The sequence below is a fragment of the Streptomyces sp. NPDC094147 genome (genome assembly GCF_044764265.1).
Classification (GTDB): domain Bacteria; phylum Actinomycetota; class Actinomycetes; order Streptomycetales; family Streptomycetaceae; genus Streptomyces.
The window spans coordinates 26,021-41,952 of record NZ_JBIWHT010000007.1 but is presented as its reverse complement, the minus strand read 5'-3'; the positions used below and the strand labels follow the sequence as shown (position 1 = coordinate 41,952).

At 70.3% G+C, this 15,932-nt stretch carries 12 protein-coding genes and 5 tRNA genes; 11 read left to right on the top strand and 6 right to left on the bottom strand.

What is annotated here, in order from left to right; all coding sequences use genetic code 11:
- Nucleotides 1–161: 161 nt before the first annotated feature.
- Entirely contained in the window at nucleotides 162–1,004 is an 843-nt protein-coding gene (locus ACIQ8J_RS13555; protein ID WP_403268948.1) for a hypothetical protein, read from the top strand.
- A gap of 487 nt (nucleotides 1,005–1,491) precedes the next feature.
- Nucleotides 1,492–1,698: a developmental transcriptional regulator BldC gene (gene bldC, locus ACIQ8J_RS13550; protein ID WP_003949541.1), complete on the top strand. Its 207-nt coding sequence runs from the start codon at nucleotides 1,492–1,494 to the stop codon at nucleotides 1,696–1,698.
- A gap of 398 nt (nucleotides 1,699–2,096) precedes the next feature.
- Here the strand turns inward: bldC and ACIQ8J_RS13545 are convergent, their stop codons facing one another.
- The 3 genes from ACIQ8J_RS13545 to hrpA form a co-directional block, all read right to left on the bottom strand.
- Nucleotides 2,097–2,270 carry a DUF6274 family protein gene (locus tag ACIQ8J_RS13545; RefSeq protein WP_403268946.1) on the bottom strand — a complete coding sequence of 58 codons (174 nt, stop codon included), beginning with the start codon at nucleotides 2,268–2,270 and terminating at the stop codon, nucleotides 2,097–2,099.
- 135 nt (nucleotides 2,271–2,405) lie between these two features.
- Nucleotides 2,406–2,480, bottom strand: a tRNA-Asp gene (locus ACIQ8J_RS13540).
- Nucleotides 2,481–2,570: 90 nt separating this feature from the next.
- Nucleotides 2,571–6,515 carry an ATP-dependent RNA helicase HrpA gene (gene hrpA, locus ACIQ8J_RS13535; RefSeq protein ID WP_403268943.1) on the bottom strand — a complete coding sequence of 1,315 codons (3,945 nt, stop codon included), beginning with the start codon at nucleotides 6,513–6,515 and terminating at the stop codon, nucleotides 2,571–2,573.
- 84 nt (nucleotides 6,516–6,599) lie between these two features.
- Here hrpA and ACIQ8J_RS13530 point away from each other — a divergent pair, with 84 nt between their 5' ends.
- From ACIQ8J_RS13530 to ACIQ8J_RS13520, 3 genes are all read left to right on the top strand, one after another.
- Nucleotides 6,600–6,971: a hypothetical protein gene (locus tag ACIQ8J_RS13530; RefSeq protein ID WP_403268940.1), complete on the top strand. Its 372-nt coding sequence runs from the start codon at nucleotides 6,600–6,602 to the stop codon at nucleotides 6,969–6,971.
- Between the two features lie 88 nt (nucleotides 6,972–7,059).
- Nucleotides 7,060–7,869 carry a DsbA family protein gene (locus ACIQ8J_RS13525; RefSeq protein WP_403268937.1) on the top strand — a complete coding sequence of 270 codons (810 nt, stop codon included), beginning with the start codon at nucleotides 7,060–7,062 and terminating at the stop codon, nucleotides 7,867–7,869.
- Nucleotides 7,866–8,705 carry a cytochrome c biogenesis CcdA family protein gene (locus ACIQ8J_RS13520; protein WP_403268934.1) on the top strand — a complete coding sequence of 280 codons (840 nt, stop codon included), beginning with the start codon at nucleotides 7,866–7,868 and terminating at the stop codon, nucleotides 8,703–8,705. Before ACIQ8J_RS13525 ends, ACIQ8J_RS13520 begins: the two co-directional genes overlap by 4 nt.
- Nucleotides 8,706–8,786: 81 nt before the next feature.
- Here ACIQ8J_RS13520 and ACIQ8J_RS13515 read toward each other — a convergent pair.
- The 3 genes from ACIQ8J_RS13515 to ACIQ8J_RS13505 all read right to left on the bottom strand — a co-directional run bounded on the left by ACIQ8J_RS13515 (nucleotide 8,787) and on the right by ACIQ8J_RS13505 (nucleotide 9,073).
- Nucleotides 8,787–8,863 (bottom strand) — tRNA-Phe (locus tag ACIQ8J_RS13515).
- Nucleotides 8,864–8,887: 24 nt separating this feature from the next.
- A tRNA-Asp gene (locus tag ACIQ8J_RS13510) sits at nucleotides 8,888–8,962 on the bottom strand.
- A gap of 38 nt (nucleotides 8,963–9,000) precedes the next feature.
- A tRNA-Glu gene (locus ACIQ8J_RS13505) sits at nucleotides 9,001–9,073 on the bottom strand.
- Between the two features lie 283 nt (nucleotides 9,074–9,356).
- Here ACIQ8J_RS13505 and ACIQ8J_RS13500 point away from each other — a divergent pair.
- From ACIQ8J_RS13500 to ACIQ8J_RS13475, 6 genes are all read left to right on the top strand, one after another.
- Nucleotides 9,357–9,707 carry a metallopeptidase family protein gene (locus ACIQ8J_RS13500; RefSeq protein WP_403268931.1) on the top strand — a complete coding sequence of 117 codons (351 nt, stop codon included), beginning with the start codon at nucleotides 9,357–9,359 and terminating at the stop codon, nucleotides 9,705–9,707.
- A gap of 189 nt (nucleotides 9,708–9,896) precedes the next feature.
- Entirely contained in the window at nucleotides 9,897–10,433 is a 537-nt protein-coding gene (locus ACIQ8J_RS13495) for a hypothetical protein (RefSeq protein ID WP_403268928.1), read from the top strand.
- A gap of 197 nt (nucleotides 10,434–10,630) precedes the next feature.
- Nucleotides 10,631–12,844, top strand: a complete 2,214-nt coding sequence (locus ACIQ8J_RS13490) for a DEAD/DEAH box helicase (protein ID WP_403268925.1) — start codon at nucleotides 10,631–10,633, stop codon at nucleotides 12,842–12,844.
- 153 nt (nucleotides 12,845–12,997) lie between these two features.
- Entirely contained in the window at nucleotides 12,998–14,521 is a 1,524-nt protein-coding gene (locus tag ACIQ8J_RS13485) for an amino acid permease (protein ID WP_403268919.1), read from the top strand.
- Nucleotides 14,522–14,700: 179 nt separating this feature from the next.
- Nucleotides 14,701–14,773, top strand: a tRNA-Lys gene (locus tag ACIQ8J_RS13480).
- A 328-nt stretch (nucleotides 14,774–15,101) separates the two neighbouring features.
- Nucleotides 15,102–15,851, top strand: a complete 750-nt coding sequence (locus ACIQ8J_RS13475; RefSeq protein ID WP_403268916.1) for a maleylpyruvate isomerase family mycothiol-dependent enzyme — start codon at nucleotides 15,102–15,104, stop codon at nucleotides 15,849–15,851.
- Nucleotides 15,852–15,932 lie beyond the last annotated feature (81 nt).

The following is a 15,932-nucleotide window of genomic DNA, read 5'->3' as shown; positions in this document are numbered from 1 at the left end:
GGTGACTCCCAAGTACGAAGCGGCGGTTGACGGCCCGCCTGCGGGTGGGGCGGGCCTGGTTGTGGAGCAGATTAAGTCCTACGCGGCCGTAGATCAGGCGCAGTGCTGAGGATCACCCCCGCGGGCGCGCACGAGAGCAGACCCGTGGGACGATGCGGAGCATGGCGCTGGTGTCCTCGGTGATCGTTCCGTACGCGTCCTACCTGCGGGTGTACGAGCCGCTGGCCGCCTTTCCCGAACCGGAACGCGGCCACTGGCTGCGCTATGCCGAGCGCGGGCGCACCCCGACCGCCCAGGACGAACTCCGGCGCGCGCTGGCCGACTTGGTGCCGACGCCGCCCGTCCCGGTGCCGGTGCACGAGAGCGCGGACGCGTTCGTGGCGGAGATCGACGGGGTGGTGTGCGTCTGCCCGTGGCGGACCCGGCTGCGCGGCTGGCAGGCGCTGGAGGGCCTGGAGGGCCAGTTCCCGGCGCCGGTGCTCGACGCGCTGCTGCCCGAGGTGGTGCGCCGCCAGGCCGCGACCGACTACGAGCGCTGGCGGGAGAAGAACCCGGACGCCCGGCCGTGGATCTTGACCAGTGTTTGGCACGTTCCTGTGAGCTGGTTCACGGTCTTTTCGGACGAAGAGCGCGAGTATGCCCGAGGTAAGGGTGCGGCGGCGCCCTTGCTGCGCTACCGCACCCCGATGGTCCAGGCCCGCCGGCGCCTGGCCAGGGCGCTCAAGGCGGTGCGGGACCACATCGACGAGGGGCCGCTGACCGAGGGCCTGGTGGATGTCGGGCGGTGGCTGGAGGAATTCCATCCGCGCTCGATGGTCGAGCTGGACTACGGCGGTCTGGTGCACGCTCTTCCTGCGGCGAGTCTGGAGGCGGACCGCTCGGCGGCCGATGTCGCGGAGGGGGTCGCCGCGCTGCGGGCCGGCGACGAGGAGGGCGCGGAGGAGGCGTACCGCCGCTTCACGGAGCGCTGGCGGGCCGTCAAGGAGCGCCGGATGGCCAACTGAGGCCCCGGGCCGCTTTCTGAGGGCCCTTCGTGTGGTTGCCTCGGGACGTAGGTCCTGATACGGGCCTTTGCCCCAAGCGTGACGGAACGCACTTATCTCACCCTTGCGCCCAGACCCCACCCTCGTGCCAAAATAGGACAAGGGGTCTGGGGAGGATCCCTTTCCGCCCAACTGGTGGTGGAATGCTCGGTATTGCTCGCTATGGGGGGTCTGACGACTCCTGATCGCTCTGTGACTGATCGTCACTGTGGCGTGACTGTCCGCTATGGCATGGTCCATCGGCTTCCGTCGCTGATGAACACCTGGGAGGGCAATTCCATCGGTTTGGCCGACGTGGCTGGACGGATGGTGTAGTTGTAGTGCCGAGGACAAGCCGTTCGTCCTATAACCGACTCGGCTCGCGTCCGCCATTTCGGGCAACGCGGGTCAAGGTGCAGAATTTAGAGGAAAGAACCGAGAAGGTTCGGTTCTCCCGAGGAGGCCGCTCATGACCGCTCGCACCCCTGATGCCGAGCCGCTGCTGACCCCGGCTGAGGTCGCCACGATGTTCCGCGTGGACCCGAAGACGGTGACCCGCTGGGCCAAGGCTGGCAAGCTCACGTCCATCCGCACGCTGGGTGGGCATCGCCGGTACCGCGAGGCAGAGGTCCGCGCACTGCTGGCGGGTATTCCGCAGCAGCGCAGCGAGGCCTGAACAACACCCCAATAATCCGGGCGTACCGGGGCCCCCACCCCGGCCAGGCCCGCCTATAGCTCCACATGACGCATGCCCGCCCCAACGGGCCGCGTCATCGATCGCGCTGGACTCCGCCGGGTCCAGCGCGATCTTTTTATGTCCGGGCTTGTCCGGCACGTCCGGCAGCTCCCCGGCCCGTGTGACGGCCATCCGGCGGTCACTGCGGAGGGGGTAATTCCGCCGGCTCGTGGCGCCCGCCGTTCGAGGTGGTGCAATTGCACATATTAAATGGGAGCGTTGTATGAGGTGTGTAAGTTCACCTGTTCCGGAAACTCATTCCGTGACTCCCGTCACACCGTCAAGGCCCATGCCATTAGAGCCTCCCACCGCCGGGGCGGTCACCGGCCCGCCAATGGTCACCGCTTGGAGGGTCTTTCGTCCTCGGGGTGCGCGGGCTCGGCCGGGTCCATGGCGAGCCGCAGGAGCCGGTGGCAGACCTGGCAGTGGCGGGTGAGGTGGCGATAGCCCGAAGCGGCCGCCAGGTGGGCGCGCAGCAGCGCCCGTGTCTCGTGCCTCGACGACCCGGTCATGCGCCACCTCCCGGGGAGGGCTCCGCCTTCCCCTCCTTGCAGGGGTACCGGCGGCAGGTGCCCCCGTCAAGACGCAGCCCACCGAAAACGCCGAAACCCCGCATCCGACGACGGATACGGGGTTTCGAACTACTGCGGTCCTGACGGGATTTGAACCCGCGGCCTCCACCTTGACAGGGTGGCGAGCACTCCAAACTGCTCCACAGGACCTTGTTTCGCAGCCCGTTGGTGCTTGGCTGCGAATGAGACTGTACAGCAGATCAGCAGGTCAGGTCGAACTCACTCACAGCGATGCCCGCGCTACGGGGCTGCCGCGTCGATCGCCTTCACGATGCGCTTGTCGGAGACCGGGAACGCGGTGCCCAGCGCGTGCGCGAAGTAGCTCACCCGCAGCTCCTCGATCATCCAGCGGATGTCCAGGACCTGCTGCGGCACCGGCCGGCCCTGCGGCAACTGCTCCAGCAGCCACGCGTACTCGTCCTGCATCTCGTGGACCTTCGCCATGCGCGTGGTGTCGCGCTGGACGGCCGTCGGCATCTGCTGGAGCCGGCGGTCCACCGCGACCAGGTAGCGCATCAGGTCGGGCAGGCGGCGCAGCCCCGTCTTCGTGACGAAGCCGGGCGGCACGAGGACCGCCAGCTGGTCGCGTACGTCCGCGACGTTGCCGACCAGGGTCAGGCTGCTGGTGGCCTTCAGGCGGCGCTCACAGGCCTGCCAGGCGGCCAGGATCTGCTGGACCTGGCCGACGGTGCGCACCGTCGTGTCCACGAGGTCCGCGCGGACCCTGTCGTACAGCTTGCGGAACGATTCCGCGTCCCAGGCCGGGCCCCCGTGGTCCGCGATCAGCTGGTCCGCGGCCGCCATCGCGCAGTCGTCGAAGAGCGCCTGGATCGAGCCGTGCGGATTGCGGGACAGGGCGAGCTTCTGCTGGTTGGTGAGCTTGTCCGAGGCGAACTTGGCCGGGTTCACCGGGATGCCGAGCAGGATCAGCTTCCGGGTGCCGCGCCACATCGCCTGCTGCTGCTCGGCCTCGGTGTCGAAGAGCCGTACGGAGACGGTCTCGCCCGCGTCCACGAGCGCCGGGAAGGCCTTCACCGGCTGGCCGGCCCTTCGGGTCTCGAAGACCTTGGTCAGGGTGCCGATCGTCCAGTCCGTGAGGCCCGAGCGCTCGATGGACTCGCCCGAGGGACCCGCGGTCGCCGCGGCGGCCTGGGAGAGGGCCTGACGGGCCTTCGGGCGCAGCTGGAGCTTGAGCGCCTCCAGGTCCTTGTCCTCGGCGAGCTTCCTGCGCCGCTCGTCGACGATCCGGAAGGTGATCTTCAGATGGTCTGGCACGCGGCTCAGGTCGAAGTCGTCGGCCATGACCGGGACGCCCACCATGCGCTGGAGTTCGCGGGCGAGGGTGACCGGGAGCGGCTCCTGGAGGGGCACGGCCCGCTCCAGGAACTTCGAGGCGTAGTTGGGCGCCGGTACGTAATGGCGGCGGATCGGCTTCGGCAGCGAGCGGATCAGCTCCGTGACGACCTCCTCGCGCAGACCGGGGATCTGCCAGTCGAAGCCCTCGTCGGTGACCTGGTTCAGGACCTGGAGCGGTACGTGCACGGTCACGCCGTCCGCGTCCGCGCCCGGCTCGAACTGGTAGGTCACCCGGAACTTCAGCGGACCCTGGCGCCAGGAGTCCGGATAGTCGTCCTTGGTGACGGCCCCGGCCTTCTCGTTGATGAGCATCTCGCGCTCGAAATCGAGGAGTTCGGGCTCGTCGCGCCTCTTGTGCTTCCACCAGGAGTCGAAGTGCGCGCCGGACACGACGTGTTCGGGCACCCGCTGGTCGTAGAAGTCGTACAGAGTCTCGTCGTCCACCAGGATGTCGCGGCGGCGGGCGCGGTGCTCCAACTCCTCGACCTCGGTGAGGAGTTTGCGGTTGTCCGAGAAGAACTTGTGGTGCGTGCGCCAGTCGCCCTCCACCAGGGCGTTGCGGATGAACAGCTCGCGGGACGCCTCGGGGTCGATGCGGCCGTAGTTCACCTTGCGGTTCGCCACGATCGGCACGCCGTACAGCGTCACGCGCTCGTACGCCATCACCGCGGCCTGGTCCTTCTCCCAGTGCGGCTCGCTGTAGGTGCGCTTGACCAGGTGCTGGGCGAGCGGCTCGATCCACTCGGGCTCGATCTTCGCGTTCACCCGGGCCCACAGCCGGGAGGTCTCCACCAGCTCCGCCGACATCACGAGCTTGGGCTGCTTCTTGAAGAGCGCCGAGCCCGGGAAGATCGCGAACTTGGCGCTGCGGGCGCCCAGATACTCGTTCTTGGCTGTTTCCTTCCCGCCCTCCCCCCCTGCGTTCTTGAGCCCGATGTGCGAGAGCAGACCGGCGAGCAGCGAGGTGTGGACGGACTGCTCGGGGGCGTCCTCCTCATTGAGGTGGATGCCCATGGTCTTGGCGACCGTACGCAGCTGGGAGTAGATGTCCTGCCACTCGCGGATGCGCAGGAAGTTCAGGTACTCCTGCTTGCACATGCGGCGGAACGAGGACGAGCCGCGCTCCTTCTGCTGCTCGCGGACGTACCGCCACAGGTTGAGGAAGGCGAGGAAGTCGCTGGTCTCGTCCTTGAAGCGGGCGTGCTGCTGGTCGGCCTGCGCCTGCTTCTCGCTCGGCCGCTCGCGCGGGTCCTGGATGGAGAGCGCGGCCGCGATCACCATGACCTCGCGTACGCAGCCGTTGCGGTCGGCCTCCAGGACCATCCGGGCAAGGCGCGGGTCGACGGGCAGCTGGCTCAGCTTCCGCCCCTGCTGGGTGAGCCGCTTCTTCGGATCCTTCTCCGTGGGGTCCAACGCCCCCAGTTCCTGGAGGAGTTGGACGCCGTCGCGGATGTTGCGGTGGTCCGGCGGGTCGATGAAGGGGAACTTCTCGATGTCGCCGAGGCCGGCCGCGGTCATCTGGAGGATGACGGAGGCCAGGTTCGTCCGGAGGATCTCCGCGTCGGTGAACTCCGGCCGGGTGAGGAAGTCGTCCTCGCTGTACAGGCGGATGCAGATGCCGTCGGACGTACGGCCGCAGCGGCCCTTGCGCTGGTTGGCGCTGGCCTGGCTGACCGGCTCGATCGGCAGGCGCTGCACCTTGGTGCGGTGGCTGTAGCGCGAGATGCGGGCGGTGCCGGGGTCGATGACGTACTTGATGCCCGGGACGGTGAGGGAGGTCTCGGCGACGTTCGTGGCGAGCACGATCCGGCGGCCGGCGTGCTGCTGAAAGACGCGGTGCTGCTCGGCGTGGCTCAGACGTGCGTAGAGCGGGAGCACCTCCGTCGACCTGAGGTTCTTCTTGATCAGCGCGTCCGCCGTGTCGCGGATCTCGCGCTCGCCGGAGAGGAAGACCAGGACGTCGCCGGGGCCCTCGGACTGGAGCTCGTCCACGGCGTCGCAGATCGCGGTGATCTGGTCGCGGTCCGAGTCCTCGCTGTCCTCTTCGAGGAGGGGGCGGTAGCGCACCTCGACGGGATACGTACGCCCGCTGACCTCCACGATCGGCGCGTCGCCGAAGTGGCGGGAGAAGCGCTCCGGGTCGATGGTCGCCGAGGTGATGACGACCTTGAGGTCGGGGCGCTTGGGCAGCAGCTGGGCCAGATAGCCCAGCAGGAAGTCGATGTTGAGGGACCGCTCGTGGGCCTCGTCGATGATGATCGTGTCGTAGGCGCGCAGCTCGCGGTCCGTCTGGATCTCGGCGAGCAGGATGCCGTCCGTCATCAGCTTCACGAAGGTCGCGTTCTGGTCGACCTGGTCGGTGAAGCGGACCTTCCAGCCGACCGCCTCGCCGAGCGGGGTCTTCAGCTCCTCGGCGATCCGGTCCGCGACCGTGCGGGCCGCGATCCGGCGGGGCTGGGTGTGCCCGATCATCCCGCGCACCCCGCGGCCCAGCTCCATGCAGATCTTGGGGATCTGGGTGGTCTTGCCGGAGCCGGTCTCGCCCGCGACGATCACGACCTGGTGGTCGCGTATCGCCTGAAGGATGTCGTCCTTCTTCTGGCTGACCGGGAGCTGCTCGGGGTACGTGACCTCGGGCATGCGGGCGGACCGCCGGGCGATGCGCTCGGCGGACTTCTGGGCCTCGGCGGCGATCTCGTCGAGCACGGCCTGGCGGGCCTCGGGCTTACGGATGCGGCGGGCGCCTTCGAGACGGCGGCCGAGCCGGTGGGCGTCGCGCAGCGACGCCCCGTCGAGCAGCGTCTGGAGATCGGCGAAGGAAGTAGACATACCTGATTCAGGATCTCACCCGCCGCGGACGAGTGGCGAACGCATTTCGGTGTCCCTCGGTGAACACCCCGTACCATTTCGGGCATGCCCCGCTCCCGTGCCCCGCGCCGCCGCCTCACCGCGGTGCTGCTGATGGTGCTCGGGGTGTTCGCGATGGCGCTGTGCGGGCCGGTCTCGACGGCCGCGCCCGGGGGAGCGGCGGCGCAGAAGGCGTCGGCGCCCGCGTTCACGGACGGGCCGGCCACGCCCGGCTGCAAGAAGAGCGGCCAGAACCAGGGTTCCGAGCCGGCCGCGCCGGTCCGCGCCCGCACCGCCCACGACCAGGCACCGGTCCTGGAGGACCGCATCGCGCCCGCCGCCCTGTGCGGGCTCTACGCGGCACACCGCAACCCGCCGGTGCGCGGGCCCACACTCGCCGCACTCTCCCCCGTCGAACTCTCGGTGCTCCGGGTCTAGACGGCCGGCCCGCCACCCGGCGACCGCCCGTCCCTTCCCCGTACGCGTCCTTCTCGTACGCGCCTTTCGTACGCACCGGAGTTCCCGCATGCCCAAGAACACGAAGTCCACGAAGAACACGCAGACCGCCAAGTCCACGCAGGGCGCGAAGACTGCGCAGTCCCGTAAGCCCGGCACGCCGTCGCCCGCCAAGTCCAGGAAGCCGTTTCTGATCGGGGCGGCAGTGGTGGCCGTGGCCGCCGTCCTCGGGATCGCCTCGTACCAGGCGACCTCCCCGGACCCCAAGCCCACGGTCAACGACACCGCCTCCTCCGCCGACGCGTCCGCCGGCACCCACCCCGAGCTGGAGAAGCTGGCCCGCCGCGACGCCAAGGACCCGCTGGCCCAGGGCCGCGCGGACGCGCCCGTCGTGATGATCGAGTACGCCGACTTCAAGTGCTCGTACTGCGGGAAGTTCGCCCGCGACACCGAGTCGCAGTTGGTGAAGAAGTACGTCGACAACGGCACCCTGCGCATCGAGTGGCGCAACTTCCCGATCTTCGGCGCCGAGTCGGAGGCGGCGGCGCGCGGGGCCTGGGCGGCCGGGCAGCAGGGGAAGTTCTGGCAGTTCCACGCGGCGGCGTACGCGGAGGGCTCGAAGGAGAAGGGGTTCGGCGCGGACCGCCTCAAGGAGCTCGCCAAGGAAGCGGGCGTGCCGGACGAGGCCCGCTTCGCGGCGGACCTCGACAGCGACGCGGCCAAGGCGGCCGTGAAGAAGGACCAGGACGAGGCGTACGGCCTGGGCGCGAGCTCGACCCCCTCCTTCCTGATCAACGGCCGTCCGATGGCGGGCGCCCAGCCGATGGACGCGTTCGCGCAGGCCATCGACGCCGCGGCGAAGGCGGCGGCGAAGAAGTGACCCCGGACATCGGCTACTTGGCCGCGTTCCTCGGCGGTCTCCTCGCGCTCCTGAGCCCGTGCAGCGCACTGCTCCTGCCCGCGTTCTTCGCGTACTCGATCTCCAGCCGCACCAAGCTGCTCGCCCGCACCGGCATCTTCTACGCGGGCCTGGCGACCACCCTCGTCCCGCTGGGCGCGGCGGGCTCGTACGCCGGGCGGCTCCTCTACGGCCACCGGGACCAGCTGGTCCTGATCGGCGGCTGGCTGATCATCGCGCTGGGTCTCGCCCAGATAGTCGGCATGGGCTTCGCGAGCCGCCGCATGACGGAGCTGTCGGGGAAGATCCGCCCCACGACGGCCCTGTCCGTGTACGCGCTGGGCGCGGTCTACGGTCTCGCGGGCTTCTGCGCGGGGCCGATCCTGGGCAGCGTCCTGACCGTCGCGGCGGTGAGCGGCAGCCCGGTCTACGGCGGCCTGCTGCTCGCGGTGTACGCGCTGGGCATGGCGGTCCCGCTCTTCCTGCTGGCCGTGCTCTGGGAACGCTTCGAACTGGGCGGCCGCAAGTGGCTGCGCGGCAGGGCTGTGAAGCTGGGCCGCTTCGAACTCCACACCACGTCACTGCTGTCGGGCCTGTTCTTCATCGCCCTGGGCGCGCTGTTCCTCGCGTACGACGGCGCGACGGCCCTGCCCGGCCTGCTGAATGTCGACGACTCGTACGCGGTGGAGGAGTGGACCAAGGGCATCGCGGACGCGGTCCCGGACTGGGCCCTGCTGGTGGGCCTGGTTGCGCTGGCCGCACTGGTCCTGGGCGTACGGGGCTGGCGAGGCCGAACCCGCGTGTCGGAGGAAACCTGATGTGAGGGGGCCCGCCCAGGGGGGGGCGGGCCCCGCCCGGGTACGGCGAAAGCCCCGACCGGATCGGTCGGGGCTTTCGGGTGGTGGCTGGGGCCGGGGTCGAACCGGCGACCTATCGCTTTTCAGGCGATCGCTCGTACCAACTGAGCTACCCAGCCACGGTGTTTCACGTGAAACACCAGCGGTCCTGACGGGATTTGAACCCGCGGCCTCCACCTTGACAGGGTGGCGAGCACTCCAAACTGCTCCACAGGACCAAGCTGTTGTGTGAAACAGTGTCTCACACGATGTTGCGTGCCCCCAACGGGATTCGAACCCGTGCTACCGCCTTGAAAGGGCGGCGTCCTGGGCCACTAGACGATGAGGGCTAACTGACCAGTACTGCCTTGCTTCTTAGTTCCCGGAGTGCGAGCCCCGAGGACGTGAGAAGCATGTGACTCCGCTTTCCCCCGGAGGGTTCGGCTTTTCCTTCGACCGTGTGGTCTCGGGACGGTCAAGCCCTGACCGTTGCCCTTGGGCAGGTCAAGACTTTACACGGCGCTGGGCGGACGGCCAAACCGAATAGATCACGGGCCGCTCAAGGCTGGTTCCCCTTCAGCCGGGTGCCCCGCGGACGCGCCCGTATGCCGGTGTGTGGCCGACAATGGCGGGGTGCTGGAGATGACGCGCGAGGAGTTCGAGGAACTGGTCGGCGAGGCGCTGGACCGGATCCCGCCGGAGCTGACGCGGCTCATGGACAACGTCGCGGTGTTCGTCGAGGACGAGCCCGCCGCGGACGCCCCCGACCTGCTCGGCCTCTACGAGGGGACCCCGCTCACCGACCGCGGCGAGTGGTACGCCGGCGTGCTCCCCGACCGGATCACCATCTACCGGGGCCCGACGCTGCGGATGTGCGAAACCCGCGAGGAAGTGGTCGCCGAGACGGAAGTGACGGTGGTTCATGAAATCGCCCACCACTTCGGCATCGACGACGAACGGCTGCACGCGCTCGGGTACGGGTGAGGCCGGGGCGGGTGAGGCCAGGAACGGGGTGAGGCCGGTCGGCCCCGCCAAGGCTCGCGGCCGGGGTTTTTGACGTGGCTCGGACGAATGTCGGGGGCAAGCCGGTGCGGGCCGGGCGTGTCCCCGGTGGGGGCGCGGGAGTTGGGAAGTACGACCCCGCTGCTCCCCCCTGTCCCGGAGGTGCCCCCCGTGCGCCAGTTGACCACCCCTGTCCGCCTGGCCGAGCTGGCCGTGACCGTTCTGGTGCTCACGGCGTCGGCGGGCTGCATGAGCGTGAGCGACGACGCCCGGCCGAAGCCCTCGGCGACGGCCGGGCACCACGGCGAGGGGGCCAGGTCCGGCGGCGGCAAGGGGGCACCCGAGGCGGGCCGGGGCCGTACCGGCAGGCACGACCCGAAGGAGCCCGCGGAGGCGTCCGGAACGCCCAGCCCCAGCGGCTCGGCCGCTGCGCCGGGCCCGGCCGCGCCCCCGGTGGCTGCCCCGCCGAAGCAGGGCGGACCCGGTCCGGCCAGGCCCTCGCAGGGCGGCCCCTCGCGGCCGCCGGCCTCGCCCAGCCGGCCGGCGCCGACCCCGCCGTCCTCCTCGCCGACCCCGGACCCCTTGCCGACCCCGGACCCCTCGCCGTCCACGACCCCGGGAGCCGACACCCACAACAGCGCGCTGCGCCGCAGCGGGGCCGCAGTGGAGAAGGAGCCGACCGCATCGCCGCAGGTGGGACCGGTTTAGGGGGACTCGGTTTGCCTTAGGGGGGTGAGGGTGCGTATGGTAGTAGATCGTTTGATCCCATTGCCCGGCGCCGACACAGAAGAGCGCCGTGTGGCGCGTACTCTCCCTAGCCGTGGCTGACCGCATCGAGGCGGTCGAATTGCGAATCACGGAGTTGACGGGCGCGTGCCGAGACTCCGGAAGGTTTCGCATTTCGCATGTCCATTTCCAGCACTGATCACTCCGTCCTGCCCGAGAACGAGAACATCGCCCTTGAGAACGACGTCGTCGAGGCCGTAGCGGCCTCCGACGTCATCGAGGTCGTCGAGATCGAGGCGGACGAGAACACCGAGCCCACCGTCACCTTCGCGGACCTCGGTCTGCCCGAGGGCGTCGTGCGCAAGCTCGCCCAGAACGGGGTGACCACCCCCTTCCCGATCCAGGCCGCGACCATCCCGGACGCCCTGGCCGGCAAGGACATCCTCGGCCGTGGCCGCACCGGCTCCGGCAAGACCCTCTCCTTCGGTCTGCCGACCCTGGCCGCGCTGGCCGGCGGGCACACCGAGAAGAAGAAGCCCCGCGCGATCATCCTCACGCCGACGCGTGAGCTCGCGATGCAGGTCGCGGACGCGCTTCAGCCGTACGGCGACGTACTCGGCCTGAAGATGAAGGTCGTCTGCGGCGGTACCTCGATGAGCAACCAGATCTACGCCCTGGAGCGCGGTGTCGACGTCCTCGTCGCCACCCCGGGCCGACTGCGCGACCTCATCAACCGCGGCGCCTGCTCGCTCGGCGCCGTCCAGGTCGCCGTCCTCGACGAGGCCGACCAGATGTCCGACCTGGGCTTCCTGCCCGAGGTCACCGAGCTGCTCGACCAGATCCCCGGCGGCGGCCAGCGCATGCTCTTCTCCGCCACCATGGAGAACGAGATCAGCACCCTGGTCAAGCGCTACCTGACGAACCCGGTCACGCACGAGGTCGACAGCGCGCAGGGCAACGTCTCGACCATGACCCACCACGTCCTCGTCGTGAAGCCGAAGGACAAGGCGCCGGTCACGGCCGCGATCGCCGCCCGCAAGGGCCGCACGATCATCTTCGTCCGCACCCAGCTGGGCGCGGACCGCATCGCCGAGCAGCTGTGCGAGTCGGGCGTCAAGGCCGACGCGCTGCACGGCGGCATGACCCAGGGCGCGCGTACCCGAGTCCTGGATGACTTCAAGAAGGGCTACGTCAACGCGCTCGTCGCGACCGACGTCGCCGCGCGCGGCATCCACGTCGACGGCATCGACCTGGTCCTCAACGTGGACCCGGCCGGCGACCACAAGGACTACCTGCACCGTTCGGGCCGTACCGCCCGAGCCGGCAAGTCCGGCGTCGTCGTGTCGCTGTCCCTGCCGCACCAGCGCCGCCAGATCTTCCGGCTGATGGAGGACGCGGGCGTCGACGCCTCGCGCCACATCATCCAGAGCGCCGGCGCCTTCGACCCCGAGGTCGCCGAGATCACCGGCGCCCGTTCGCTGACCGAGGTCCAGGCCGACTCGGCGAACAACTCGGCCAAGCAGGCCGAGCGCGAGGTCGCCGAGCTCACCCAGCAGCTGGAGCGCCTGACGCGCCGGGCCGGCGAGCTCCGCGAGGAGGCCGACCGCCTGGTGGCGCGTGCCGCCCGCGAGCGCGGCGAGGACCCGGAGGTCGCGGTCGCCGAGGTCGCCGCCGAGGCCGAGGCCGAGGTCGCGGCTGCTGCCGCCGCCGTTCCGGCCCAGCCGGAGGCCCGCGAGTCCCGCGACGACCGCGGTGGCTTCCAGCGCCGCGACGACCGGGGCAACTTCGACCGCCGCGACAACCGACGTGACGACCGTGGCGACCGTGGCGGCTTCAACCGCGACCGTCGTGACGACCGCGGTGGTTTCCAGCGCCGCGACGACCGTCCCTCGGGCGGCTTCCGTCGTGACGACCGTCCGTCGGGTGGTTTCCAGCGCCGTGACGAGCGTCCTTCCGGCGGCTTCCGTCGTGACGACCGTCCGTCGGGTGGTTTCCAGCGCCGCGATGACCGTCCTTCCGGCGGTTTCCGTCGCGACGACCGCCCCTCGGGTGGCTTCAACCGCGACGACCGCGGTGGCGACCGTGGCGGTTTCCGCCGTGACGACCGCCCGTCGGGCGGCTTCAACCGCGACGACCGTGGCGGCGACCGCGGCTTCAACCGCGACCGTCGTGACGACCGTCCCTCGGGCGGCTTCAACCGCGGCGGCAGCGACCGCCCGTTCAACCGCGACCGCCGTGACGACCGCCCCGCGGGTGGTGGCTTCCGCGCCGGCGGCCACGACCGTCCGTACGGCCGCCGTGACGACCACCGCGGTTCCGGTTCCAACACCGGTACGAACACCGGCTCCTTCGGCCGCCGCGACGACAAGCCCCGCTGGAAGCGCAACGGCTGACGTGACTGACGCCGTCGCCTGACGGCTCAGAGTCTCAACAGGGCCCGTACGACACCTGGTTGGTGTCGTACGGGCCCTGTTCGTATGTGATCCACCCGATTCCGGCCACCCGAGGGCGCATGCCGTCCCCCCGGCGAGGGAATCGCTGGGGGCATGACAAACGACGCCAGCTCCACCTCCCCAGGGAAGCAAGGAACCGCCGGCGTACCGACCGACGAGGAACGCCTGGCGCAGCTGGGCTACAAGCAGGTCCTCGCCCGCCGCATGTCGGCCTTCTCCAACTACGCCGTCTCGTTCACGATCATCTCGGTGCTCTCCGGCTGCCTGACGATGTACGGGTACGGCATGAAGACCGGCGGCCCGGCCCTCATCACCTGGGGCTGGGTCGCGGTGGGTCTGATGACGCTGGTCGTCGGCCTCGCGATGGCCGAGATCTGCTCGGCCTACCCCACCTCGGCGGGCCTCTACTTCTGGGCCCACCGCCTGGCGCCGCCGCGCAGCGCCGCGGCCTGGGCGTGGTTCACGGGCTGGTTCAACGTGCTCGGCCAGATCGCGGTGACCGCGGGCGTCGACTTCGGCGCGGCGTCGTTCCTCGGGGCGTACCTGAACCTCCAGTTCGGCTTCGGGGTCACCCCGGCCCGCACGATCCTCCTCTTCGCGGCGATCCTGCTCCTGCACGGCCTCCTGAACACCTTCGGGGTGCGCATCGTCGCGTTCCTCAACGGCGTGAGCGTGTGGTGGCACGTGCTCGGCGTGGCGGCCATCGTCGCGGCGCTGGCGTTCGTCCCCGACACCCACCGCTCGACGTCGTTCGTCTTCACCCGCTTCGTGAACGAGACCGGCTTCACGAACAGCGTGTACGTCGTGTTGATCGGCCTGCTGATGGCGCAGTACACCTTCACGGGGTACGACGCCTCCGCGCACATGACGGAGGAGACCCACGACGCCTCGACGGCGGGCCCGCAGGGCATCGTCCGCTCCATCTGGACGTCCTGGATAGCGGGGTTCGTGCTGCTGCTCGGCTTCACGTACGCGATCGGCGCGTACGACACCCAGCTGAACTCCGACACCGGCGCACCCCCCGCCCAGATCCTCCTGGACTCGCTGGGAGCGACCGGCGGCAAGCTTCTGCTGCTGGTGGTGATCGGGGCCCAGCTCTTCTGCGGAATGGCCTCGGTGACCGCCAACTCCCGCATGATCTACGCCTTTTCACGCGACGGCGCGCTCCCCTTCTCGCGCCTGTGGCACACGGTGAGCCCCCGCACCCGCACCCCCGTCGCGGCGGTCTGGCTGGCGGCGGGGGCGGCCCTCGTCCTCGGCCTGCCGTACCTCATCAACGTGACGGCGTACGCGGCCGTGACGTCCATCGCGGTGATCGGCCTCTACATCGCGTACGTGATCCCCACGCTGCTGCGCCTGTTCCACGGGGACTCCTTCACCCGGGGCCCCTGGCACCTGGGCCGGTGGTCGCGCCCGATCGGCATCCTCGCGGTGGCCTGGGTGGCGGTCATCACAGTCCTCTTCATGCTGCCCCAGCTCTCCCCGATGACCTGGGAGAACTTCAACTACGCCCCGATCGCGGTCCTCGCCGTCCTGGGCTTCGCAACGGCCTGGTGGCTGGCGTCGGCGCGGCACTGGTTCCTGCGGGGGACGGGGGATGCGGCGCCTCGCGCGTAGGCCCTCGTGGGGGTGTGGCGGGGTGATGCGGATGCGCCTCGTGGGGGGTGTGGCGAGGTGATCCGGATGCCCTCGTGAGGGCGCGGTGGCCGATGCGGATTGCTTCGCGACGGGCCCGACAGCCGATACCCGATCGGCTGCCGGGCGCCGTCCGGCTATGCTCGGGGGTGACTCGCCAAGGGCCATTAGCTCAATTGGCAGAGCAGCGGACTTTTAATCCGTTGGTTGTCGGTTCGAGTCCGACATGGCCTACCGCGTGCGGGGACGGGGTTACACCCTCTGACCTGCTGCTTAGCGCCCCGACCGGTCTTGTCCGGTCGGGGCGCTTCGTCGTTCGGGCCCTGATGCGGGGAGCGATGCGGGAGCGGCGGTGCCGGCAACGCCGTTCGCTGTCACAGCCGGAGGGGCCATCGGGGCGGCACAGCGGTCGTTCGGGCTCTGCGGCATGAGCAACTGCCGTGCCTCGTACGCCGCCACGCCCGTCCCGCTCGGCCTTCGCGATGTCGGAGAGCGGGCCGTCGCCGAGGGCATTCGTCGCGATCGGCGGCCTGTTCGGCGGCCGGCCGTAAAGTACCGGCCCGTGACCGACACCACCGACCTTGGCCGGGCGGACCTCGCCGGCCTTCTCGATGCCGTCCGGGGCTCCGCCGCGCGGCTCGGCGACACCCTCGGCGGGCTGACCGACCGCCAGGCCCGCGAGCCGTCCGCGCTGGCCGGGTGGAGTCGCGGGCACGTCCTCACCCATCTCGCCCGCAGCGCCGACGTCTACCGGTGGCTGCTGACCCTGGCCCGTACCGACCGCGAGCCCGGACCACGCGCCGACGGCCCCGCGCTGGAGCGCGCGCTGCGCGAGGGCGCCGGACGCGACGCCGCCGAACTCGTCGGTGACGTACGCGGCAGCCTGGACCGATTGCTCGGGGAGGCCGCAGCGATGCCAACCGGCCGATGGGCCACCCTGGTTACCGCGCTCGCGGGCTGGCGGCACCCCGCCTGGTTCACCCTCCACCGGGCGTGGCGCGAACTCGAAACCCACCACGTCGACCTGAGCCTCGGCTACACCACCGCCGACTGGCCCGCCGACTACGTCGCCTGGGCCCTCGACAGCACCGTCGCGGCCCTGGCGGCACTCGACTTCCCGGTCGCCCGCATCGAGGCGACCGACCTCGGCCGCTCCTGGCCCCTTGCCCCGACCGGCCCCACCGCCACGGGCCCGAGCCGCGACCTCCTCGCCTGGCTCTCCGGCCGCAGCACGGCCGCATGCCTACCGGCGGACCACCCGCTGCCGACCCCGCCGGCCTGGCCGCTTCCGCCGTCCCCGGGCTGGTCCTGACGAACGCCTGCGGGCTACGGCGCGGGAGCCGTGCGCCCCGGCGGAACGGACCTCGGCGCGGCCGTCCGTGAGATGGGTGAG